Below are 22518 nucleotides of genomic sequence, written 5' to 3' on the forward strand. Positions count from 1 at the left end.
CAAGACCAGGCAAAAAAGACCGGTCATTTCTTGACGGGCGTGATCTCGAGAATCGTGCCATTGGTGGTTTTGAGCAGCACGAACTTGTCACCCACGCGGGCCCATTGGCTGTCTTCTTCGGGTTGCTTGAGGCCGCGTTTCTTCCAGTCGCTGACGGCCGACTCCTTGCGCATCAGCATGTCCGGGGCGCGGTCGCCTTCTTTCAAATCGCGCGCGTTGATGCTCGAAGGCTTCACCGTTTCCTGCGGGGTATCACCGGCCTGCACGACAAAGCTGGCGGTGGACAGGCCCGCAGTAAGCAACAGGCAAGCAGCTAGGGTTTTGGACTTCATGGGTGCTCCTTTAATGAATGATGCGTACCCAGGTTCGGACCGCGAGCGCACGGAATCATTCAGCCCGCCTTCAATCCTTGTGGCGAGGGGTTACACCGGCGTGCCTTGATGGAACACCATCCGCCACTGCCCTTCTTCCTGCCGCCACACTGAACTGCGCAACGATTCCCCGACGCCTTCGCGGTAACCGCGATAAGTCACCAGCGCCACCCCGTCACTGAGTGCTTTCACCGCAAACTCCGTCATGCGGCGCGCACTGAAAGCCTCATCCTGCAACCCGGCAATCACTTGGGCCTTACTGCTCCAGACATTGCCACTGGCGCCAAATTCGACAAAGTCATCCGCCAGCAAACGTTCAAGCTGCGCGGCATCGCTGCGTGTAGTGCTCTGCTGCAGCGCCTGCTCTAACGAAAACAGATGCGCTTCAAGATCCATCAGCCTTGCCCCCATGAAATTAATCCTGTAATTTTTCATGAAATTTCTCGACATAAATTTCATGAACCAACAACAAGAACTCGCCACCCTGGCCGCGCTGATCCACGACCTGCGCAAACACAAGAAACTCACCCTGGCGCAACTTGCGCAAAAAATCGAGCGCTCGGTGGGTTTCCTGTCTCAGGTCGAACGTGGCCTGTCGCGCCCGACCGTGGCCGACTTGACCGCCATCAGCCATGCCCTCGACGTGCCCACCACGTACTTCTACAGCCTGCCCAAACCCAAGGCGGTGGACTGGGTCACGCGCCCCAACGAGCGACGCACGGTGTACTACGCCAACGGCATCACCGACATCCTGGTCTCGCCCAGCATGAACGGCGCCTTTTCGATGCTCGACAGCCTGCTCGCACCTGGCGCCAACAGCGGTGAACAAACCATGAGCGACCGCGCCGAGCAGGCCGGGTTTGTGCTGGAGGGCGAGTTGACGCTGTGGGTGGAAGGCCAGCCGGACTCGGTCACCCTTGGCCCTGGCGACAGCTTCCACCTGGCCAGTTTCGCCCATTGCCGTTACGCCAACCTGACTGACCTGCCCGCCCGCGTGCTGTGGGTTTACAACTAGGAGCAACACCCGTGAAAAACCAGTCTTCCACATTGCTGGCCGAAGTACGGACCTTTCGCCAGAACCACCCCGAGGTGCGTTACGTCGACCTGATCGCCCTGGACATTCCGGGGCATTTCTACGGCAAGCGCTACCCGGTGGACATGCTGGAAAAGGTCGCCGCAGGCAGCCCGCTGAAGCTGCCCCAAAACGCCGTGCTGCTCGGCGCACAGGGCGGGCTGTTCAAGATTGGTGATTATTGCTTCCACGACGGCGATCCGGACGCCAACCGCCGTCTGGTACCAGGCACGCTCAAGCCGGTGAGTTGGGAGTCGCAGCCGCTGGGGCAGATGCTGATCACCTCGGACGGCACCGAGGCGCCCATCGAGTTCGAACCGCGCGAAGTGCTGGCCAAGGTGCTCGAACGCCTGCAGCACAAGGGCATTCATCCGGTGGTGGCCTTCGAATTGGAGTTCTACCTGTTCGACAAAAAACTCGACAACGGCCTGCCGCAATTCGCCCGCGACCCGCTGAGCGAGGACGCCGATGACCAGCCCAACTTGCATATCGAACGGCTGTCGCGCTTCAGCGAGGTGCTCGACGACATGGCGCAAACCGCCAAGGACCAAGGCATCGATATCACGGTGATCACCGCCGAAATCGGCCCGGGCCAGTTCGAAATCAATTTCGGCCACCTCGATGACGGCCTGCGCGCCGCCGACTGGGCCGCCCTGTTCTGCCGCAGCACGCGTGGCGTGGCGCTCAAGCACGGTTACCGTGCCAGCTTCATGGCCAAGCCTTACCTGCAATTTCCCGGCAGCGGCATGCATGTGCATGTCAGCCTCTATGACGCGGCGGGCAATAACCTGCTCGCCGCGCACCAGCAGCAACCGCTGCGCCATGCCGTGGCCGGGTGCCTGGAATTGCTGCCGCACTGCATGCCGATTTTCTCGCCCAACCACAACGCCTTCCGCCGCCTGGGTGGCACGGTCAACGCGGCGACCCGCGCCAGCTGGGGCTTTGAAGACCGCGATGCGTGCGTGCGCATTCCCGAATCAGACCCGCGCAACCTGCGTATCGAGCACCGCCTGGCCAGTGCGGATGCCAACCCGTATCTGGTTCTGGCGGCGATCCTGGCAGGGCTTGAGCATGGCCTTGAAGCCAGGCAAGAACCCATCGCGCCCTTGAACGAAGACCGCCTCAGCGGCACCGACTTTCCTCTTGAGATGCTCGACGCCGTGCGCGCCATGCAACATCAGCCGGTTGTGCGCGATAAGCTGGGCGCAGAATTTGTCGACGTGTATTGCGAGAACAAACGCCAGGACCATCTGGCTTTTCAACAAGAGATCAACGCGCGGGAATACCGCTGGTTTCTCTAACACTCAGGAAGCACCGATGCCCGAGCAAAGCGCGCCAGCCCTCAAGGAAATCTTCAACGCCGAACGCCTGCAGCACATCGCCCAAGAGATGTCGGCGGTGTACCCGGCGTTCGACGCCAAGGGTTTTCTCAAGCACGCCAAGGCCGGGCTTGCCGAGTTGTCGGTGATGCAGCGCGTGGCGCGGGTCAGCGACACCCTGCACGCCGTGATAGCGCTGGATTACGCGCAAACACTCAAGCTGCTTTACGCCCTTGCGCCGCGCCTGAACAGCGCGTTTGTGTGCCTGTGCCTGCCGCACTACGTGGCAACTTACGGCCAGGGTGACTTCAGGCGGTCCATGGCCGCGCTCAAGTACTTCACCACTTTTGGCTCTGCCGAATTTGCCATCCGCCCTTTCTTGCTGAACGACTTCCAGCGCACCCTGGCGGTCATGCAGCAATGGTCGCTGGATGCCAACGAACACGTGCGCCGCCTGGCCAGCGAAGGCTCGCGCCCTCGCCTGCCGTGGTCTTTTCGCCTGGCCGAGGTACAGACCAACCCCGCGCTGTGCGCGTCGATTCTCGACAACCTCAACGCCGACAGCAGCCTGTACGTGCGCAAGTCGGTGGCCAACCACCTCAACGACATCACCAAGGATCATCCGGAATGGGTACTCGGCCTGATCGAAGGCTGGAACCTGGACAACCCGCACACCGCCTGGATCGCCCGCCACGCCTTACGCAACCTGATCAAGCAAGGCAACACCCGCGCACTGACGATCATCGGCGCCGGGGCCAAGGCCGAGGTGAAGATTCATCACCTGGCCGTCACGCCAGCCGTGATCAACCTGGGCGAACGGATCACGCTGTCATTGAGCCTCGAATCCACCGCTGCCGCGCCCCAAAAACTGGTGGTGGATTACGCCATCGACTATGTGAAAAGCGCCGGCCACAGTGCGGCCAAGGTGTTCAAGCTCAAGGCATTCACCTTGGGCGCGGGCGAAAACCACAGCATTCGGCGCGAACACCCTATTCGTGAGCTGACCACGCGCAAGCACTACGCGGGCACGCATCGGGTGCATGTGCTGGTCAACGGCGAGCAGCTCGGCAGCGCGGAGTTTGAACTGCTAAAACCCTGACCCAAATCAAGCAAAAGGCTCTAGCACGGGCCTTTCAGCCAGATAAATTGTCGAACAATCCTGGCCTTTGTTGTTGCGATCCATTATCATCCGGCGCCTTCTCACTGCCCGTTGGGTAGTTGTTTCAATGTTTCACCCGAGGCGCCAATGTACCGTTTGCACCGTTTTTCGTTTCACCGCTGTTTGATTGTCATCAGCCTGGGGCTGGTTACCCATCCTGTTAACGCCGCACTCCAACCCATGGCCGAAGCGCCGCTGGCCAGTGACACCGAGCTGCATTGCCACTTCAACCGCGACGCCAGCACCGACTGCACCACCACCCAGCACTACACGATCCTCAAACCCAACGGCCGCGAAATGCTCTCGCGCATTGACTTCGATTACTCCGAAGGCGACACCTTTGAGGTGATCAGCGCGCACTCCACCCAGCCAGGTGCCAAGCCGGTGGCGCTGGACGCCACGCAAATCGACACCCGCACCGCGCCCAACCCGGACCAGGGTTTCAGCCGTGACAAGCAGACCTCCCTGGCCTTCCCGAACCTGCGCGTGGGCACACAGATTCGCTTCACCGTGCGCGAACATCGCGCGGCCAAACCGCTGGTGAGTCAGTTTCACTATGCCCTCACCTTCGGCCCCAGCGCGTTCCGTCGCGACCACGTCAAGGCGCGCTTTACCGCCGAACGGCCGATCCAGTGGCGCAGTGAGCTGTTCGACGGTTTCACCGTAACCCCGTCGGCCAACGGCAAGACGCTGGACGTGGAGCAAAAAGCCCCGACCTACCTCAACTACATCAACGAATCGTCCAGCGCTGCGCTACAGCGCATTCCGCGCCTGGAAGTGGGCAGCACCGTGGATCGCCAGGCGTATTTCGGTGATTTTGCCCAGCGTTACAACCAGATACTTGCCGCCAGGCTGCCTGCGCAAGCCGCCGCGGCAGTGGCTGCAGTCGGCGGCCTGGCGCCGGCAGAACAGGTGGCCGCGCTGATGCAGCACATCAACGATCACTACCGCTACCTGGGCGACTGGCGCGCTACAGAGCGCGGCTACGTGCCGTTCAACCTGGCGGAAATCGAGCAGCACGGTTATGGCGATTGCAAGGACCTCGCGATCCTGCTGACGGCGATGCTCAAGGCCAGCGGCATCAAGGCTGAAACCGCCTGGGTCAGCCGCGGCGACGTGGCATATGCCTTGTTGATCCCCGGCACCAATGCACCGAACCATGCGATCGTGCGCGCCGAAGTGGACGGCCAGGTCTGGTGGCTCGACCCGACCAACCCGGTGTTCGCCCCAGGCCAGACCTTGCCCGACATCCAGGACCGCTGGGTGCTGGTCAACAATGCTCAGGGCCAAGTGCGCGAAGAACAGATCCCGCTGGAACGCCCCGAAACCGCCCTGCGTCTGGACAAACAGGTGCACTTCGACAAACAGGGCAATGGTGCCACCCAGGCGACCATCACCTTCAGCCGCCTGCCGCTGATGCAAATGAGCGTGGATGACCGCCAACAAGGCACCACTGCCACCGACCAGAACCTCTGCGCGCACTTTGGCAACGAGATCAGCGACTGCCAGATCACCCGCCAACCCACAGCCTTTGTGGTGCACGACGGCTACGCTGTTCACGCCACCCTGAACGACCAGCGTGCCCTGGAAAAACTCGCGAACGACTACGTCTATACCGATGAGTCACTCAACGGGCGCTGGGATGGTTTCATCAACTACCGCCGTCACAATCAACAGGCCGACCTGTACCTGGGCAACCCGCAGACCTACGACTACAGCTTCACGCTGACTGGCGCGAAGATGGAAAAAGCCATCCCCGGCTGCCAGGTGCGCTCGCCCTGGTACGACCTGGACCTGGACGGCACGCGCACGGACAACGGGCTGCGTTATCACTATCGCCTGAGCCAGAAAACGCGTTGGCTGACTCACGCCGAGGTCGCCAGCGAAGCGTTTGGCAAAATGATTGACGAGGCGCGCACGTGTGCCGAACAGGTGCATCAGGTGGTAAAGCTCTGACGGCAGCGTAAACGCAAATCCAATATGGGCGCTGGCTTGCCTGTGATGGCATCCACTGGTCATGCCTGATCGACCGAGGTGTTTGCATCGCAGGCAAGCCAGCTCTCACACGTGGATCTCATGCCATCAGAGGGATGCCGTGTTGCAGGCAAGCGCCGCTCCCCACAGGTGTGATCCGGTTTCTTCAGCTGGATTCGCCGAGCAGCAACCCCTGCTCCCTTGCGCACAACTCCACCACGTAATCCCACAACACCCGCAGCCGTACCGATTTGTGCAGCTCCCGGCGTGAGCTGATCCAGTAGCTGCGCTGAATGCCCTCCGTCGGCAGCAACGCCACCAGGTCCGGATCACCCGCCGCCATAAAGCACGGCAACACAGCGATGCCCAACCCCGAGCGCGCCGCCTGGTGCTGGGCGATCACGCTGGTGCTGTGGAACACCACTTTGGGGTTGCGGCAGAAGCTGCTGAGGAATTTGAGTTCCTGGCTGAACAGCAGGTCATCCACGTAGTCGATCCACGCATGCACGGCCAGGTCTTCGCGCTTTTCAATCGGCGGGTTGCGGTCCAGATACGCGCGGCTGGCATACAGCGCGAGGCGGTAGTCGGTGAGTTTGCGCGTGACAAGCTGGTCGACGCTGGGCCGTTCGAGGTGAATGCTGATTTCCGCTTCCCGGTTCAGAATGCTGACAAAGCGCGGCACGGCCACCAGTTCGACTTCCAAGCCTGGGTAACGCTCAAACAGCCCGCCCATGCGGCTGGCAAGAAACATCACGCCCAACCCTTCGGCCACGCCGAGGCGGATCTTGCCCAGGGGCGCGGCGCAATGGGTGAGTTCGTCTTCGGCCAGCAACGCGACGTTTTCCATGGCCTCAGCGTGTTTGAGCAGGGCTTCGCCGGACGGTGTCAGCTCGTAACCCTGTGCGTGCTGCACAAACAGCGCAGTCCCCAGGCTCTTTTCGATGGCCTCGATATGCCGGGCGACGGTGGCGTGCGTGGTTTTCAGGCGCTGGGCAGCGGTGAGCAAGCGGCCGCTGCGTTGCAATTCGAGAAAGAACCGCAGGTCGTTCCAGTCGAACATATCGCCTCCCTTGCGTGGACAGTCAGTAGTTGCGCTCATGTCAGTGGTTACAGGCACTGTTTAAAAACGCACAGCAGCTGGGTAAAAACTAACATTTTTAAGACGAAAACTAACAACTAGGATGGAGCCAATAAGAAAAACAAGCGAGGCCTCAGATGCCCATTGCAGCTGCTGAATACGATTACGTGGTAGTAGGCGCCGGCCCCGCAGGCTGTCTGCTGGCCAATCGACTGTCCGCCAACCCCGCCCACCGCGTGCTGCTGCTTGAAGCTGGCGGCCGCGACAATTACCCCTGGATCCATATTCCCGTCGGCTACCTGTTCTGCATCGGTAACCCACGCACCGACTGGTGCTTCAAGACCGAAGCCCAGGAAGGCCTGCAAGGCCGTGCGTTGAGTTACCCACGCGGCAAGGTGCTGGGTGGCTGCTCATCGATCAACGGCATGATCTACATGCGCGGCCAGGCCCAGGATTACGACGGCTGGGCGGCCGAGGGCAACCCGGGCTGGGCCTGGAAAGACGTGCTGCCACTGTTCAAACAAAGCGAAAACCACTTCGCCGGCGGTTCGCAATTTCACAGCGACGGCGGCGAGTGGCGCGTGGAGCAACAGCGCCTGCACTGGCCGATCCTGGATGCCTTTCGCGATGCAGCGGCGCAAAGCGGCATCGCGCCGATCAGCGACTTCAACACCGGCGATAACGAGGGCTGCGGCTATTTCCAGGTCAATCAGAAGGCCGGCGTGCGCTGGAATGCGGCCAAGGCGTTTCTCAAGCCGATCCGCCAGCGGCCCAACCTCAACGTGCTGACCGAGGTCGAAGTGGACCGCGTGGTGCTGGAAAACGGCCGAGCCTCCCAGGTGCTCGGGCGTCAGAACGGCCAGCAGATGAGCTGGAAAGCGCGCAAGGAAATCGTGCTGTGCGCCGGTTCCGTGGGCTCGCCGGGCATCCTGCAACGCTCGGGGATCGGCCCTGCCAATGTGCTCAAACCATTGGGCATCGACGTGGTGCATGAGCTGCCCGGCGTGGGCGGCAACCTGCAGGACCATCTGCAACTGCGCCTGATCTACAAACTGGAAAACGCGCGCACCCTGAACCAGATCGCGGGCACCCTGTGGGGCAAAATGGGCATGGGCCTGCGCTACCTGTATGACCGCAGCGGCCCGCTGTCGATGGCGCCCAGCCAGCTCGGCGCGTTTGCCCGCTCCGGCCCCGAACAGACCTCGGCCAACCTTGAATACCATGTGCAGCCGCTGTCACTGGAGCGTTTTGGCGAGCCGTTGCATGCGTTCCCGGCGTTTACCGCCTCGGTCTGCGACCTGCGCCCGCAAAGTCGCGGCCGTATCGACATTCGCTCGGCCAACCCGGCAGATGCGCCGTTGATTCGGCCCAACTACCTCAGCCATCCGCAAGATTTGCGCGTGGCCGCCGACGCGATTCGCCTGACGCGCCGCATCGTCGCCGCACCCGCCTTGAGCCAGTTCAAGCCGGTGGAATACCTGCCGGGCGATTCATTGCAGACCGAAGCGCAACTGCACGAAGCCGCCGCGCGCATCGGCACGACGATTTTCCATCCGGTGGGCACCTGCCGCATGGGCAGCGACAAAGACGCTGTGGTCGATGCCCAACTGCGCGTACATGGCGTGCCGGGTTTGCGCATCGCCGATGCTTCGGTGATGCCACGCATCACGTCGGGTAACACCTGCTCACCTACACTGATGATTGCGGAGAAAGCTGCGCAGTTGATCCTTTCGCCGAACACAAGGAATCTTGCCCCGGAAAGAGAAATAACCACACCCGCGTGACCTGCAGGTGTCCGGCTGGCCGGCGCCTACAGAGAGACAACCGGCGCCGAGGTTGGCGCCGACAGTGGAACAACAATAAATAATCACTGTGAGGGTTACCCGATGTCAGAACATGCTCAACCCCTGGGCTCGGCCGCTCGTGCGAGCACCGGCAGCGAATCAAGAAAAGTCATCTTCGCCTCGTCTCTGGGGACGGTGTTCGAGTGGTATGACTTTTTCCTCTACGGCGCTCTGGCGGCCGTGATCAGCAAACAGTTCTTTGCCGGGGTCAACGACACCACGGCGTTTATCTTTGCCTTGATGGCCTTCGCGGCAGGCTTTGTGGTGCGGCCGTTCGGCGCGCTGGTGTTTGGTCGCCTGGGTGACATGATCGGGCGCAAGTACACCTTTCTCGTCACCATCATCCTGATGGGCGTGGCGACGTTTTGTGTCGGGCTGCTGCCGACCTACGCCAGCATTGGCATTGCCGCGCCGGTCATCCTGATCGTGCTGCGCATGTTGCAAGGCCTGGCGTTGGGCGGTGAGTACGGCGGCGCAGCCACGTATGTGGCCGAGCACGCGCCGGCCGGCAAACGCGGCCTGCACACCAGCTGGATTCAATCCACCGCCACCCTCGGCCTGCTGCTGTCGCTGCTGGTGGTGCTGGCTTGCCGTTACTTCACCGGCGACCAGTTTGAAGTCTGGGGCTGGCGGATTCCGTTCCTGTTTTCCATCGTGCTGCTGGGCATTTCCACCTGGATCCGCATGAGCCTGCACGAGTCGCCGGCGTTCCTGAAAATGAAAGAGGAAGGCAAGGCCAGCAAGTCGCCGATCCGCGAGTCGTTCGGCAAATGGGAAAACCTCAAGGTGGTGCTGATCGCGCTGTTCAGCATCAACGGTGGGCAAGCGGTGACGTTCTACGCGGCGCAGTTCTATGTGCTGTTCTTCCTCACCCAATTCCTGAAAATGGACCCGGCGCTGGCCAATATGCTGCTGATTATCAGCGTAGTGATCGGCGCGCCGTTTTTTATCCTGTTTGGCTGGCTGTCGGACAAAATCGGGCGCAAACCGGTGCTGATGCTCGGTCTGCTGCTGGCGACCGCCCTGTACTTCCCGATCTTCAAGGGCCTGGCGCATTACACCAACCCGGCGATGGACCAGGCCAGCCATCAGGCGCCGATTACCGTGCTGGCCGACCCGGCCACGTGCACCTTCCAGTTCGACCCGGTGGGCAAGGCGCGTTTTGACAGCCCGTGCGACAAGGTCAAGACCTTCCTGGTCAAGCAAGGCCTGCCGTACAGCAGTTCTGCGGCGCCGGCCGGCAGCCCGGTGCAGGTAAGCGTGGGTGACGTGCGCATCGACGGTTACGACGAAGCGGCCCTGCGCGGTGCGGTGACACTCGCCGGCTACCCGACTTCGGCGGATGTGGCACAGGTCAACAAGGTCATGGTGGTGGTGCTGATCGTGGTGCTGATCCTGATCGCCGCCATGTGCTACGGCCCACTGGCAGCGTTGATGGTGGAACTGTTCCCGACGCGTATCCGCTACACCTCGATGTCGCTGCCCTATCACATCGGTAACGGCTGGTTTGGCGGTTTCCTGCCGACTGTGTCATTTGCCCTGGTGGTGTACACCGGCGACATTTTCTATGGCCTGTGGTACCCGGTGGTGGTCACCGGCGTAAGTCTGATTGTGGGGTTGTTCTGCCTTAAGGAAACCCGACATGTGGACATCAATAACAACTGATCTTCAAGACGCCTGAGACCCCTTGTGGGAGCGGGCTTGCCCGCAAAGGCGGTGTGCCAGTCGACACATTCGTTGACTGATCCACCGCTTTTGCGAGCAAGCCCGCTCCCACTTTTGTTTTGTGGCACTCACACACTTTGCTGTACATCCATACAGATAATGGTTGCTCAAATCCCTCTGACTCAGCATCCTGCAAGGCATCAACCCGATCTGATGTGATAACCATGCGGCTGTACCTCTGTGAAAAACCCTCCCAGGCCAAGGATATCGCGGCCGTGCTCGGCGCCAGCCGGCGCGGCGACGGTTGCTGGCTGGGCAATGGGGTCACAGTCACCTGGTGCATCGGCCACCTGCTGGAAACCGCCCCGCCCGACGCCTACGACGCCAAATACAAGCGCTGGGTGCTGGCCGATCTGCCGATCGTCCCGGAAAAATGGAAGATGCAGGTCAAGCCCAAGACTGCCAGCCAGTACAAGGCGGTCAAGCGTTTGCTGGGAGAAGCCCAGGACCTGGTGATCGCCACCGACGCCGACCGTGAGGGCGAGATGATCGCCCGGGAGTTGGTCGAGCATTGCCGTTATCGCGGCCCGATCCAGCGGCTATGGCTGTCGGCGCTGGATGACGCCTCCATTCGCAAAGCCCTGGCCGCGCTCAAGCCGGGCACCGAAACCTTCAGCCTGTACCACTCGGCGCTGGGTCGCTCGCGCGCCGACTGGCTGATCGGCATGAACATGAGCCGTCTGTTTACTTTGCTTGGACGCCAATCCGGCTATCAAGGCGTGTTGCCGGTGGGCCGGGTGCAAACGCCAACCTTGCGCCTGGTGGTGGACCGCGACCGCAGCATCGCCGACTTTGTGCCGGTGGCTTATTGGGCCATCGATGTCGATCTGCGCCATGAGCGCATGACCTTCACCGCCCAATGGCGCGCCACGGATGATGCGTGTGACGACCAGGGCCGCTGCCTCAACCCGCAGGTGGCCCGCGACGCTGCCGATGCCATGCGCAACGCCGCCACTGCGCGGCTGGTGAAGTTGCGCACCGAGCGCATGCGCGAGGTGGCGCCCCTGCCCTTCGATCTTGGCACCCTGCAGGAAATCTGCTCCAAAAAATTGGGGCTCGGTGCCCAGGAAACCCTGGATATCGCCCAGTCACTCTACGAAACCCACAAGCTCATCACCTACCCGCGCAGTGATTGCGGCTACCTGCCGTTGAGCCAGCACAGCGACGCGCCGAAAATTTTAGCTGCGCTGGGGCGCGCGGACCCGGCAGTGAATGAACTGACGCCGCATATCGATCCCCAACGTCGTTCACGGGCCTGGAACGACGCCAAGGTCAGCGCGCACCATGGCATCATTCCCACCGGGGCCGGTAAGGATGTGGGGCAGCTCACCGGTAAATACCGTGCGGTCTACACCCTGATCCGCGCACGTTACCTGGCCCAGTTTCTGCCTAATCATGAATACGATCGCACCCAGGCGGATTTCGACTGCGCAGGCCAAGCGCTGCGCGCGGTCGGCAAGGTGGTCATCGAGCCGGGCTGGAAGCGCGCGCTGCCCGAAGCGCTGGCCCCGGCAAAGGGGCGCGAGGCACCCGCGCCGCAAGCCTTGCCGGCGTTGGCGCAGGGCCAGGACTACGCGGTGGCCAAGGTCAATCTCAAAGACCTGTGGACCCAACCGCCCAAACCATTCACCGAAGGCGACCTGATCAAGGCGATGAAAAACGTCGCCAAGCTGGTGGAAGACCCGCTGCTCAAGCAAAAACTCAAGGACACCACCGGCATCGGCACCGAGGCCACCCGCGCCGGAATTATCCAGGGGCTGTTGGACCGTGGTTACCTGATCAAAAACGGTAAGTCACTCTCGGCCACTGCGGCCGCATTCAGCCTGATCGACGCCGTACCTCGAGCCATTGCCGACCCAGGCACCACTGCGATCTGGGAACAGGCGCTGGACATGGTGCAAAGCGGTGAAATGAGCCTGGAAGAATTCGTCGCCAAGCAGGCGGCGTGGATGAGCAAGCAAGTGGCGCGCTGCAATGGTATGCGCATGACCATCACCGGCCCAGCCAGCCCGGCAGGTCGAGGCGCCACGCCATGGAAAAAGAAACGCAAGACGGCGCCACGCAAGACAACGGCCGGTACCAAGCGGGGGAAAAAGCCGACAAATGCCGGCTGAAAGACGAAAAAATCCAGTGAATGACGTTTTTCGACGGGTTTAACGCCGCTTTGGACCTTGCAGCCCCGTAGCCCGTCTAGGATTCTGTAAGGGACCTGCTGACTTCCTAACAACAACACCGGAGTGGCCGCCATGAAAACCGTCGCACAAGTGCTCAAAGCCAAGGACCAGAAGAATCAGGAGGTCCACACCATCAAGTCGCACCAGACGGTGATGGAGGCATTGATCCAGATGGCTGCCAAAAACGTCGGGGCCTTGCCGGTTGTGGACGAAGGCAAAGTCGTGGGAGTGATCAGTGAGCGCGATTACGCGCGCAAGTTGATCCTCAAGGGGCGTTCTTCCGCGACCACTGCTGTGAGTGAAATCATGAGTTCGCCAGTGATTACCGTCGATACTCACCAGAGCGTCGAAAAGTGCATGAACATCATGACGGACGGTCACCTGCGCCACCTGCCCGTGGTCGAAGATGGCAAGCTGATCGGCTTGTTGTCCATCGGTGACCTGGTCAAGGAAGCCATTGCCGAGCAGGCTGACTTGATCAAACAACTGGAGCAGTACATCCGCGGCGAATAGGGGACCCCATGCTCGACACGCTGGAACATCAAGAAGACCACCTCGATACCCTGCACCGGGCGATGGCTGAGCGGCGCTTTGTGGTGCTGACCGGTGCGGGCATCAGCACGTCGTCGGGCATTCCTGATTATCGCGACAGCGAAGGTGTGCGTCGGGGCAAGGCGCCGATGATGTACCAGGAATTCCTGGCCACGCCGCAAGCGCGGCGCCGCTACTGGGCGCGGGCAATGCTGGGTTGGCCACGGGTGCGCGTGGCGCAGCCGAACAAGGCTCACCTGGCGCTGGCCACGCTGCAACAACGCGAGCGCATTAGCGGGCTGATCACGCAGAACGTCGATACCTTGCATGACCAGGCCGGTAGCCAGGATGTGATCGAGCTGCATGGAAGTCTGCATCGAGTGCTGTGCCTGGATTGCCAACAGCGCAGCGAGCGCGATGTGATCCAGCGGGTGATGGAAGATCAGAACCCCTACCTGGCCGGCGTCGATGCCGTGCAAGCGCCCGATGGCGATACGCTGCTCGACCCTGCCTTTGAAGAACGCTTCCAAGTCCCCCACTGCCCGCACTGCAATGGCCAACGGTTGAAGCCCGATGTAGTGTTTTTCGGTGAGAACGTCGCCCAGGCCACAGCGGCCAAAGCAATGGCGGCGGTGCAGCAGGCTGAAGGGCTGCTGGTGGTGGGCTCATCGCTGATGGCCTATTCGGCATTTCGCCTGTGCAAGGCGACGGTGGAGCAAGGCAAGCCGGTGATTGCCATCAACCTGGGCAAGACACGCGGGGATGAGCTGTTGCAGGTCAAGATCGAGGCGTCCTGTGAGCGGTTGTTGCCGTTGCTGGTCAAGCGATTGAGCCAGTAACACCGCCACAAACCAACAATGAACAGGGCTGTATGTGGGAGCGGGCTTGCTCGCGAAGGCGGTGCGTCAGTCAAAAGCGCTCCGGCTGACCCACTGCCTTCGCGAGCAAGCCCGCTCCCACAGGTTTCCATACTGAATTGATGACATCGCCCCTTCGACCAACCGCACAAAAAATGACGCCCAAGTCACGTTTTTCCGCATTCCCCCGCCCCCACAACAATTTATGTAGTACTCAAAAAAAATCACTACATAATCGTTGACGTAACCTTTTTACCCTTGCATTATCGAGACGTCTCCCGGATCGGGAGCGTTGGTAACACGTGTTTTGAACAAGCTCGTCTGACCGCCGAGCTGTTTTTCCGGATGTGCACTGCCCACAAGGCAGATTGATGAAACTGACCGGCCCGCAAGGATCGGTACAAGAAGCTAAAACGCTGCTTGTCTTCGCGATGAAACCATTGCGTAGCCGTTCATCAGCAAGACTACATGCATCAGGTTCAAGACCCTGCCCGTATTCGGCAGACAGTCACCGACGCCCGGCTTTCAAGCCGGAGACAACTAAGCAGTTTTAACGGAATCAACTGATAGATCGCCAACTGGTCAAGGGGCTTACATTATGAATCTGAACAACCAACCAACTATCGATGAATTGGCTGAGATGTTCGCAGCGCAGAAAGACACACTCGACGACCATATCCTGTGGGTCGAAAAATCGGGTCAAGTCCATATCGACTGCGTGGCGCCCCATACCCTTGAGGAAGAGTTCGATAAAAACAACCGCAACCTGGCGGCGCGCCTGAAAATGTATCGCCGCGGCCAGGGTTATGTTGGCAAGAAAGCGGCTGCCGATCAAAACTTTATCGAGCAGGTATTCGACACACTTAACAATGCCTGGGCATCTTTCAAAGACAGCTCGAACGTTAAGGTAATCGACCGCTATTACTAAGTGATATTCGACAACTAATGGGCGCTGGCTCGTCGGCGATGGCGGTTTAATATTCAACACTGATGTTGAGTTTTAAATAGCCATCGCCGACGAGCCAGCGCCCACATTTGTTTTGCGTCGTGATCAAAACGATGGGAATCGGCCTTTGGCGGCCTCATCGCGAAAAATATCGAACAAGACCTGCGCAGCTGCCGACAATTCATGGCCCGGCTTGGTCAACACACCAATCGGTCGCTCGATCACCGGATCGCTCAACGTGATGCAATAGGCGCCCGCCTCTTCCATCTGTTTCGCGCACAACGCGGGTACGGCGCTGACGCCAAGGCCATTGGCAACCATCTTGCCCACCGTCGCCAATTGATGGCTCTCCAGCGCCACCGGCAATTTCATCTGCAACGCGCCCAGGTGCTCCTCAAGCATCACCCGTACCGTGGAAGGCCGCTGCAGGGTAATGAACGGCTGCTCCAGCAAGGTTTGCCAGTCGATTTCGCTTCGCTGGGCCAACGGTGAATCTCCCGGCACTACCGCAATAAACCGGTCCAGATACAACGGGGTGAACGCCAGAGACGAACCCTCGGACGGCTCGAACGCCACGCCCAGTTCCACCTGACGGTCACGCACCATCTCCAGCACCTGCTCGTTGATCAGGTCATGCACCGTCACGTTCACTTGCGGGTAACGGGCGCGGAATATCTTCAGGATCGGTGGCAGCAAGTTGCCTGCAAACGACGGCATCGCCGCCACGGTGACCCGGCCACGCTGGAGGGTGAAACGCTGGCGCAGCTCGTCCTCGGCGTTGTCCCAATCGGCGATCAAGCGACGCGCCAGAGGCAACAACGACTCACCTTCAGGCGTCAGCGCGACATTGCGCGTATTGCGGCTGAACAAGCGCCCGCCTAACCCCTCCTCCAGCCCTTTGATGGTCAGGCTCAGCGCCGATTGAGAGAGGTGCAGGCGTTCGCAAGCAGCGGCGAAACTCAGGCTCTGGGCCACGGCGAGAAAGGCCCGCATCTGTTTAACGGTCATAGGAAGCTCCACGCTGCCAGTCGGATGCTGCAAGTAAGGTTGCCGCATGTCTATGCTTGAAGCTTGCGGCCTAAAACCGATTATGCTGTTTTTCAAACCAATCAACCTTAAAAAACAACTTAACAAATCAATCCGTCGGCGCAACACTCGTGTCATGGCTGGCCCACACACAATAAAAGAGGTGCATATGGCAGGTTTCGATAAACGCGTGGCGTCCTATGAAGAAGCACTGGCAGGCCTGGAAGACGGGATGACCGTGCTCTCCGGTGGTTTTGGCCTGTGCGGCATTCCGGAAAACCTCATTGCCGAGATCAAGCGCAAAGGCACCCGCGACTTGACGGTGGTTTCCAACAACTGCGGCGTCGATGGGTTTGGCCTCGGCGTGCTGCTGGAAGAAAAACAGATCAGCAAAGTGATCGCGTCCTACGTCGGTGAAAACGCCCTGTTCGAGAAGCAACTGCTCAGCGGCGAAATCGAAGTGGTATTGACGCCCCAAGGCACCCTGGCAGAAAAAATGCGCGCAGGCGGTGCTGGCATCCCGGCCTTCTTCACGGCCACCGGCGTCGGCACCCCTGTCGCCGAAGGCAAGGAAACCCGCGAATTCAATGGCCGCCCCTACCTGATGGAAGAGTCCATCACCGGCGACTTCGCCATCGTCAAAGGCTGGAAAGCCGACCATTTCGGCAACGTCATCTATCGCCACACCGCCCAGAACTTCAACCCGCTGGCTGCCACCGCCGGCAAGATCACCGTGGTCGAAGTTGAAGAAATTGTCGAACCGGGCGAGCTGGACCCGGCGCAGATCCACACTCCAGGCATCTACGTCGACCGGATCATCTGCGGCACCTTCGAGAAGCGCATCGAACAGCGCACTGTCCGCAAATAATCCGCCAGCCCAAATAATAAGGAGACAAACAATGGCCCTTACCCGCGAACAAATGGCTCAACGCGTCGCACGTGAAATGCAGGACGGTTTCTACGTCAACCTCGGCATCGGCATTCCGACCCTGGTGGCCAACTACATTCCCGAAGGCATGGAAGTGATGCTGCAGTCGGAAAACGGCCTGCTCGGCATGGGCCCGTTTCCTACCGAAGAAACCATCGATGCCGACATGATCAACGCCGGCAAGCAGACCGTGACTGCGCGCATTGGCGCCTCGATCTTCTCCTCCGCCGAGTCCTTCGCGATGATTCGCGGGGGCCACGTCGACCTCACCGTGCTCGGCGCGTTTGAAGTGGACGTACAAGGCAACATCGCCTCGTGGATGATTCCCGGCAAACTGGTCAAGGGCATGGGCGGCGCCATGGACCTGGTGGCCGGTGCAGAAAACATCATCGTGATCATGACCCATGCGTCCAAGGACGGTGAGTCCAAGTTGCTCAGCCAGTGCAGCCTGCCGCTGACCGGCGCCAAGTGCATCAAGCGTGTATTGACGGACCTGGCTTACCTCGAGATCGAAAATGGCGCTTTTGTCCTCAAGGAACGCGCACCTGGCGTCAGCGTTGAAGAGATTGTGAGCAAGACCGCCGGTAAACTGATCGTCCCGGACCACGTTCCAGAAATGCACTTCCAGTGAGGACAGATTCCATGCAAGACGTCGTGATTGTTGCTGCCACCCGCACCGCCGTGGGCAGCTTTCAAGGTTCGCTGGCCAGTATCCCGGCACCGGAACTGGGCGCGGCCGTGATCCGTCGCCTGCTGGAGCAGACCGGCCTGGACCCGGCTCAAGTGGATGAAGTCATCCTCGGCCAGGTACTCACCGCAGGCAGCGGCCAGAACCCTGCGCGCCAGGCCTCGATACTCGCCGGTCTGCCCCACGCCGTGCCGGCCCTGACCCTGAATAAAGTCTGCGGCTCGGGCCTCAAAGCCCTGCACTTGGGCGCCCAGGCCATCCGTTGCGGCGACGCCGAGGTGATCATCGCCGGCGGCATGGAGAACATGAGCCTGGCGCCGTACGTATTGCCCGCTGCACGCACCGGACTGCGCATGGGCCATGCCAAAATGCTCGACAGCATGATCACCGACGGCCTGTGGGATGCGTTTAACGACTACCACATGGGCATCACTGCCGAGAACCTGGTAGACAAGTACGGCATCAGCCGTGAAGCCCAGGATGCTTTCGCCGCTGCCTCCCAGCAAAAAGCCGCTGCGGCTATTGAAGCAGGTCGGTTTGTTGATGAGATCACCCCGGTCCTGATCCCCCAGCGCAAAGGCGACCCAGTGGCCTTCGCGGTCGATGAACAACCACGCGCCGGCACCACCGCCGAATCCCTGGCCAAGCTCAAACCCGCATTCAAGAAAGACGGCAGTGTCACCGCCGGCAACGCTTCCAGCCTCAACGACGGCGCCGCTGCAGTGTTATTGATGAGCGCCGATAAGGCCAAAGCCCTCGGCCTGCCTGTACTGGCGCGTATCGCCAGCTACGCCAACGCCGGCGTCGACCCGGCGATCATGGGCATCGGCCCGGTGTCGGCCACTCGCCGCTGCCTGGACAAGGCCGGCTGGAGCCTGGGCGACCTGGACCTGATCGAAGCCAACGAAGCCTTTGCCGCGCAATCTTTGGCGGTGGGCAAAGAGCTGGAGTGGGACGCTGAGAAGGTCAATGTCAATGGCGGTGCCATCGCCATCGGCCACCCGATCGGTGCCTCGGGTTGCCGCGTGCTGGTGACATTGCTGCATGAAATGATCAAGCGCGACGCCAAGAAAGGCCTGGCGACGCTGTGCATCGGTGGCGGTCAAGGTGTAGCCCTCGCCCTCGAACGCAGCTGATCCAAAGAGCAACAGAAGCAAAGGCTCGGTTCCACGAAAACCGGGCCTTTTCTTTTTTAAGCCGTCCCCATGAAAAACCACCGTCCAACTGTGGGACCTGGCTTGCCTGCGATAGCGGGTCGACCGTTGGCAAATGTGCTGGCTGACCCTGCGCTTTCGCAGGCAAGCCAGCGCCCACAATGATCTCTATTATTAGTCCGTGCGTGGCACCGCAAACACGGCAGTCGCTCGCGCCACGACATTCTCCCCCACCTGCAAGCTCACCGTGGCAAACGCCATCTGCCGCCCGCGTTTGTGATGTTCCAACCGCACCACAATCCAGTCGCCCACCTGCACCGGCCCCAGGTAATCCAACGTCATGCTCGCGGTAATCAACGGCAACGGCGGCTCACTGGAAAACGCCATCGCATAACCCATGCCGACATCCGCCAGGGTCGCCAACACCCCGCCATGCACCGTGCCGCGCCCATTCGCGTGGCGGTTATCGGAGCGCAGGCCTATTTCCAGATCCAGGCCTTCGCCCCGGCAATAAGCTGGGCCCAGCAAGTCGAGCAGCGGGCTACTGCGCGGCAGCGAAACAAACCCTTCGGGCACGGCGTAGGCAGTCATGGCAAATTCATCCTTGGCGTAAGGTCTGAGGTGTACGCCCCGCCCTCTGCGGAGGCCATCATCATCAGTCACGCAAATCCTGCGCGATGCTTTGCGTAAATCCGCCAGACCCGCTTTAATCGCGGGCAATTTCCCCTGCATATCCAAGGAACAGCAATGCGCCACCTGGACGGCACAACACAACCGCTTCTTTTGATCTTGCTGGCCGCACTGGCCTTGGCCGGCTGTTCGCCCAAGGAGCACTCCCGTGCCACTGTCATCAACGGCGAACAAGGCCGAGCCGGCGCGCAATTGGCTTATGAGCACAAGCTGACCCTGGCGCTGCCCGGCGCCCTGCTTGCACCGCGCATGCAGGCCACCCGCGAGGCCTGTGAGTCGGCACGCTTTGGCGCCTGCAATATTCTGGGCATCACCGAAGATGGCAACGGTGGCGAGATCATCCTGCGCATTGCACCCACCGGCGTGGAGCCGATGGTCGCGCTGGCCGCAGAAGGTGGAACACTCGGCCAGCGCATCACCACCGCCGAAGACCTTGCTGACGCGGTCGCCGATGTGCGCCGTCGCCAGGATCGCCTGCAAGCCCAGCAACAGCGCCTCGATGAGCTGGCCAAGCGCAAGGACATCAGCGTCAGCGACCTGATCGCTTTAACCAAGGAGCAGGCGGGCGTTGAAAACGAACTGCAGGCACTCGCCCAGGTCGCCGCCGGCCAACAACGCCGCCTTGATACTAACCGCGTGACCCTGAATTTCCGTTCCTCCGATGGCGCGAACCAGCAGTCACGCTTCAGCCGGATCTTCCGCAACCTGGGCGACAACCTGGTGGACGGCACGGCAGATGCACTGGAACGCGCCAGCTATGTACTGCCGTTCGTGATCCTGGCATTTCCGGTGATGTGGTTGTGGGTCTGGTTATGGCGCCGGTTTGTGGTGGCTGGCAGGCGTACTGCTGCAAACGAGCTTTCTGTGGCGAGCGGGCTTGCCCCGCATTCGGCTGCCAAGCAGCCCCAGAACCAGGCACCGAGTGATGACTGACACACTGCGTTCTACTTGACAGGGGGCTGCTTCGCAGCCCAACGCGGGGCAAGCCCGCTCGCCACAGCAAGCCGCTCGCCACGACACGCCCGCCAGCGATAATCAGCGCTTCATGCAGCGCTGATACCGATCATCCACGCGCTTGGCGAACCACGCGGTGGTCAGGTTGCGAGTGATCTTCGGGCTCTTCAACACGATGCCCGGCAGTATCGCCCGTGGTATTGGCTTGCCGGCCGCTTTATCAGCCAGCGCGTACACGCGTTTGTAGAGGGTGGTCTCCTCAAAGTCCAATTGCTCACCCTTCTCCAACTGGCTCCGGATGGTCGGATTGCGCATGTCCAACTTGGCCCCCAGGGAGCGCACCGCCAACTCAGTGGTGCCCGGCAACAATGAGCCATAGCGAATCAAGTCGCCATCCAACGCCAGCTCGGTGCCAGCAATGCGGCTGACGGCAGCCTGGAACGCAGCGTTGCGGCTGGCGTACCAACCGGCGTTGAAGTCAGCAAAGCGGTACAGCGGCTGGTCATAACTGACCGGGTAGCCCAGCAAGTGGGCGATGCCGAAATACATGCCGCCGCGCCGCGTGAAGACTTCACGGCGAATCGTGCCGTCCACCGTGTAGGGATAACCCCGCGCCTGTTTCTGTGCAAAGTCGATGCTGACTTGCATCGGGCCTGCGGTATGCACCGGGTTGAAACCGCCAAATAAGGTATTACCCAGAGGCACCACGCTGATGAAATCGTCAAAGATTGCGCTCAGGTCCTTCTCCGTGCGTGCAGCACTCAAACGCTCGGCGTAGGACTTACCGGTAGGCGAGCGCAATTGCAGTGCGCTGCGCACCACAAAGGCCGGCACATGGACCTTGCCGGCACGGCGCAGGATTTCATCCTGGGCGATCTTGCCCATGTTTGGCACCGGCGGGTCGACCTGGTAGGTGGACTCTTGCTCGGTGACTGCCAGCACAGCACAGATATTTTCGGTGCTGGGGTAGATTTTCTGAGTGTCGAAGGCGGTGTAGATGTCTTGTGCCCAGCCACCGCGGTCCGGCACCGTCGCCGGCAGCAGGCGCACGATCTGCGCTTTCACCTCGGCCTCGCTACGCTCCGGCTGTTGCGGACTGCGTGAAGTGGAGCAACCGGCCAGCACCAGCAACGTGGTGAGGCACAGGATCAGGCGGCTTGAATACATGGGGCTTCCTTGGGTAACGACGGGCCGGACATTGCGGATATCGACAGGTAAGTCTAACCGGGGTTCGCCGACCTGCCGCACTCGCCAATCCCAAACTAACGTGACAGGATCTGTCATCGACCATTCCTACAAGGAGTTTGAATGCCATGCTCAGTGTGAACTTCCTCGTCACCTGCCTGATCGTCGTGCTGATCCCCGGCACCGGTGTGATCTTTACCGTCTCCACCGGCCTCACCGCCGGCAAGCGCGCCAGCGTATTTGCTGCGCTGGGTTGTACCGCAGGCATCCTGCCCCACTTGCTGGCATCGGTGCTCGGCCTCTCTGCCCTGCTGCACACCAGCGCGTTGGCGTTTGAAGTGCTCAGGTACGCGGGCGTTGCTTACTTGCTCTACCTGGCCTATGCCACCTGGCGTGATCGCTCGGCCTTCGCGATGAATGACTCACCGACTGCAACCACAGCGCGCGGCCTGATGATCCGTGGTTTCCTGTTGAACATCCTCAACCCCAAGCTGACGATTTTCTTCCTGGCCTTTCTGCCCCAGTTTGTTACCCCAGGCAGCATCTCGCCCGCCGTGCAAATGCTGGTACTGAGCGCAGTATTCATGGCGATGACGTTTGCGGTTTTCGTCATCTATGGCTTGTTGGCCAATGGCTTTCGCCGCGCCGTGATCGAATCGCCGCGCGTGCAGAACTGGTTGCGCCGCAGTTTTGCGGCAGTCTTTGCAGGGTTGGGTTTGAACCTGGCATTTGCGCAGCGCTGACAAGGACTACCGAAACGTCCCACGCAACACCCGGATAACCTCTACAGATACCACCTGAAAACCTCGGCAAAGTCCTTCGCCTGATCACACAGTGCGAGGG

21 protein-coding genes are annotated in these 22518 nt (G+C 60.7%); 15 read left to right on the forward strand and 6 right to left on the reverse strand.

What is annotated here, in order from left to right; genetic code table 11:
• Window positions 1–23 precede the first annotated feature (23 nt).
• Both AC19YS_RS20850 and AC19YS_RS20855 read right to left on the reverse strand, forming a co-directional pair.
• Window positions 24–332, reverse strand: coding sequence for an RcnB family protein (locus AC19YS_RS20850; protein WP_106579940.1), 309 nt, complete (start codon window positions 330–332; stop codon window positions 24–26).
• 90 nt (window positions 333–422) lie between these two features.
• Window positions 423–830 carry a nuclear transport factor 2 family protein gene (locus tag AC19YS_RS20855; protein WP_500602548.1) on the reverse strand — a complete coding sequence of 136 codons (408 nt, stop codon included), beginning with the start codon at window positions 828–830 and terminating at the stop codon, window positions 423–425.
• Between AC19YS_RS20855 and AC19YS_RS20860 the strand changes: the two genes are divergently transcribed.
• The 4 genes from AC19YS_RS20860 (at window position 829) to AC19YS_RS20875 (ending at window position 5877) form a co-directional block, all read left to right on the forward strand.
• A complete protein-coding gene (locus AC19YS_RS20860; RefSeq protein ID WP_106580015.1) occupies window positions 829–1386 on the forward strand; it encodes a helix-turn-helix domain-containing protein in 558 nt (185 codons plus the stop codon). The two genes, AC19YS_RS20855 and AC19YS_RS20860, sit on opposite strands and share 2 nt — an antisense overlap.
• 11 nt (window positions 1387–1397) lie before the next feature.
• Entirely contained in the window at window positions 1398–2744 is a 1347-nt protein-coding gene (locus AC19YS_RS20865; RefSeq protein ID WP_119735508.1) for a glutamine synthetase family protein, read from the forward strand.
• 16 nt (window positions 2745–2760) lie between these two features.
• Window positions 2761–3861: a DNA alkylation repair protein gene (locus tag AC19YS_RS20870; protein WP_500602549.1), complete on the forward strand. Its 1101-nt coding sequence runs from the start codon at window positions 2761–2763 to the stop codon at window positions 3859–3861.
• A gap of 156 nt (window positions 3862–4017) precedes the next feature.
• On the forward strand, window positions 4018–5877 hold the full coding sequence (locus AC19YS_RS20875; protein ID WP_500602595.1) for a DUF3857 domain-containing transglutaminase family protein: 1860 nt from the start codon (window positions 4018–4020) through the stop codon (window positions 5875–5877).
• Window positions 5878–6061: 184 nt separating this feature from the next.
• Here the strand turns inward: AC19YS_RS20875 and AC19YS_RS20880 are convergent, their stop codons facing one another.
• Window positions 6062–6955, reverse strand: a complete 894-nt coding sequence (locus AC19YS_RS20880) for a LysR family transcriptional regulator (protein ID WP_106579936.1) — start codon at window positions 6953–6955, stop codon at window positions 6062–6064.
• 155 nt (window positions 6956–7110) lie between these two features.
• Here AC19YS_RS20880 and AC19YS_RS20885 point away from each other — a divergent pair, with 155 nt between their 5' ends.
• The 6 genes from AC19YS_RS20885 to AC19YS_RS20910 all read left to right on the forward strand — a co-directional run bounded on the left by AC19YS_RS20885 (window position 7111) and on the right by AC19YS_RS20910 (window position 15032).
• Window positions 7111–8757: a GMC family oxidoreductase gene (locus AC19YS_RS20885; protein WP_500602550.1), complete on the forward strand. Its 1647-nt coding sequence runs from the start codon at window positions 7111–7113 to the stop codon at window positions 8755–8757.
• A gap of 102 nt (window positions 8758–8859) precedes the next feature.
• A complete protein-coding gene (locus tag AC19YS_RS20890) occupies window positions 8860–10482 on the forward strand; it encodes an MFS transporter (protein WP_500602551.1) in 1623 nt (540 codons plus the stop codon).
• A 224-nt stretch (window positions 10483–10706) separates the two neighbouring features.
• Window positions 10707–12656 (forward strand): DNA topoisomerase III, encoded by a 1950-nt coding sequence (locus tag AC19YS_RS20895; RefSeq protein WP_500602552.1) that lies wholly within the window; start codon window positions 10707–10709, stop codon window positions 12654–12656.
• 132 nt (window positions 12657–12788) lie between these two features.
• Entirely contained in the window at window positions 12789–13229 is a 441-nt protein-coding gene (locus tag AC19YS_RS20900) for a CBS domain-containing protein (RefSeq protein WP_106579933.1), read from the forward strand.
• 8 nt (window positions 13230–13237) lie between these two features.
• Entirely contained in the window at window positions 13238–14086 is an 849-nt protein-coding gene (locus tag AC19YS_RS20905) for an NAD-dependent protein deacetylase (protein ID WP_500602554.1), read from the forward strand.
• 616 nt (window positions 14087–14702) lie between these two features.
• Window positions 14703–15032, forward strand: coding sequence for a hypothetical protein (locus AC19YS_RS20910; RefSeq protein ID WP_106579931.1), 330 nt, complete (start codon window positions 14703–14705; stop codon window positions 15030–15032).
• Between the two features lie 123 nt (window positions 15033–15155).
• Here the strand turns inward: AC19YS_RS20910 and AC19YS_RS20915 are convergent, their stop codons facing one another.
• Window positions 15156–16058 (reverse strand): LysR family transcriptional regulator, encoded by a 903-nt coding sequence (locus tag AC19YS_RS20915; RefSeq protein WP_106579930.1) that lies wholly within the window; start codon window positions 16056–16058, stop codon window positions 15156–15158.
• A 187-nt stretch (window positions 16059–16245) separates the two neighbouring features.
• Here AC19YS_RS20915 and AC19YS_RS20920 point away from each other — a divergent pair, with 187 nt between their 5' ends.
• From AC19YS_RS20920 to AC19YS_RS20930, 3 genes are read left to right on the forward strand one after another with little or no spacing between them, the layout of a single operon-like run.
• Window positions 16246–16944, forward strand: a complete 699-nt coding sequence (locus tag AC19YS_RS20920; protein WP_010211319.1) for a CoA transferase subunit A — start codon at window positions 16246–16248, stop codon at window positions 16942–16944.
• Window positions 16945–16975: 31 nt separating this feature from the next.
• Window positions 16976–17635 carry a CoA transferase subunit B gene (locus AC19YS_RS20925; RefSeq protein ID WP_017135011.1) on the forward strand — a complete coding sequence of 220 codons (660 nt, stop codon included), beginning with the start codon at window positions 16976–16978 and terminating at the stop codon, window positions 17633–17635.
• 11 nt (window positions 17636–17646) lie between these two features.
• Window positions 17647–18828: an acetyl-CoA C-acetyltransferase gene (locus tag AC19YS_RS20930; protein WP_200624909.1), complete on the forward strand. Its 1182-nt coding sequence runs from the start codon at window positions 17647–17649 to the stop codon at window positions 18826–18828.
• Window positions 18829–19020: 192 nt separating this feature from the next.
• On the opposite strand, the gene AC19YS_RS20935 is transcribed toward AC19YS_RS20930, so the two are convergent.
• A complete protein-coding gene (locus AC19YS_RS20935; protein ID WP_200624908.1) occupies window positions 19021–19437 on the reverse strand; it encodes a PaaI family thioesterase in 417 nt (138 codons plus the stop codon).
• Between the two features lie 156 nt (window positions 19438–19593).
• Here AC19YS_RS20935 and AC19YS_RS20940 point away from each other — a divergent pair, with 156 nt between their 5' ends.
• Window positions 19594–20469, forward strand: coding sequence for a DUF4349 domain-containing protein (locus AC19YS_RS20940; protein WP_200624907.1), 876 nt, complete (start codon window positions 19594–19596; stop codon window positions 20467–20469).
• Between the two features lie 102 nt (window positions 20470–20571).
• Here the strand turns inward: AC19YS_RS20940 and AC19YS_RS20945 are convergent, their stop codons facing one another.
• Window positions 20572–21657: a DUF1615 domain-containing protein gene (locus AC19YS_RS20945; RefSeq protein WP_200624906.1), complete on the reverse strand. Its 1086-nt coding sequence runs from the start codon at window positions 21655–21657 to the stop codon at window positions 20572–20574.
• A gap of 146 nt (window positions 21658–21803) precedes the next feature.
• Here AC19YS_RS20945 and AC19YS_RS20950 point away from each other — a divergent pair, with 146 nt between their 5' ends.
• Window positions 21804–22418, forward strand: a complete 615-nt coding sequence (locus tag AC19YS_RS20950; protein ID WP_200624905.1) for a LysE family translocator — start codon at window positions 21804–21806, stop codon at window positions 22416–22418.
• Window positions 22419–22518: the final 100 nt, after the last annotated feature.

This window comes from Pseudomonas sp. MF08831, from assembly GCF_059862645.1.

Coding starts and splice junctions, on each gene's coding strand:
- AC19YS_RS20935 (WP_200624908.1), bottom strand. CDS start 19,437: ATGACTGCCTACGCCGTGCCCGAAGGGTTTGTTTCGCTGCCGCGCAGT.
- AC19YS_RS20890 (WP_500602551.1), top strand. CDS start 8,860: ATGTCAGAACATGCTCAACCCCTGGGCTCGGCCGCTCGTGCGAGCACC.
- AC19YS_RS20945 (WP_200624906.1), bottom strand. CDS start 21,657: ATGTATTCAAGCCGCCTGATCCTGTGCCTCACCACGTTGCTGGTGCTG.
- AC19YS_RS20895 (WP_500602552.1), top strand. CDS start 10,707: ATGCGGCTGTACCTCTGTGAAAAACCCTCCCAGGCCAAGGATATCGCG.
- AC19YS_RS20910 (WP_106579931.1), top strand. CDS start 14,703: ATGAATCTGAACAACCAACCAACTATCGATGAATTGGCTGAGATGTTC.
- AC19YS_RS20860 (WP_106580015.1), top strand. CDS start 829: ATGAACCAACAACAAGAACTCGCCACCCTGGCCGCGCTGATCCACGAC.
- AC19YS_RS20940 (WP_200624907.1), top strand. CDS start 19,594: ATGCGCCACCTGGACGGCACAACACAACCGCTTCTTTTGATCTTGCTG.
- AC19YS_RS20930 (WP_200624909.1), top strand. CDS start 17,647: ATGCAAGACGTCGTGATTGTTGCTGCCACCCGCACCGCCGTGGGCAGC.
- AC19YS_RS20850 (WP_106579940.1), bottom strand. CDS start 332: ATGAAGTCCAAAACCCTAGCTGCTTGCCTGTTGCTTACTGCGGGCCTG.
- AC19YS_RS20920 (WP_010211319.1), top strand. CDS start 16,246: ATGGCAGGTTTCGATAAACGCGTGGCGTCCTATGAAGAAGCACTGGCA.
- AC19YS_RS20880 (WP_106579936.1), bottom strand. CDS start 6,955: ATGTTCGACTGGAACGACCTGCGGTTCTTTCTCGAATTGCAACGCAGC.
- AC19YS_RS20855 (WP_500602548.1), bottom strand. CDS start 830: ATGAAATTTATGTCGAGAAATTTCATGAAAAATTACAGGATTAATTTC.
- AC19YS_RS20905 (WP_500602554.1), top strand. CDS start 13,238: ATGCTCGACACGCTGGAACATCAAGAAGACCACCTCGATACCCTGCAC.
- AC19YS_RS20915 (WP_106579930.1), bottom strand. CDS start 16,058: ATGACCGTTAAACAGATGCGGGCCTTTCTCGCCGTGGCCCAGAGCCTG.
- AC19YS_RS20870 (WP_500602549.1), top strand. CDS start 2,761: ATGCCCGAGCAAAGCGCGCCAGCCCTCAAGGAAATCTTCAACGCCGAA.
- AC19YS_RS20950 (WP_200624905.1), top strand. CDS start 21,804: ATGCTCAGTGTGAACTTCCTCGTCACCTGCCTGATCGTCGTGCTGATC.
- AC19YS_RS20885 (WP_500602550.1), top strand. CDS start 7,111: ATGCCCATTGCAGCTGCTGAATACGATTACGTGGTAGTAGGCGCCGGC.
- AC19YS_RS20900 (WP_106579933.1), top strand. CDS start 12,789: ATGAAAACCGTCGCACAAGTGCTCAAAGCCAAGGACCAGAAGAATCAG.
- AC19YS_RS20925 (WP_017135011.1), top strand. CDS start 16,976: ATGGCCCTTACCCGCGAACAAATGGCTCAACGCGTCGCACGTGAAATG.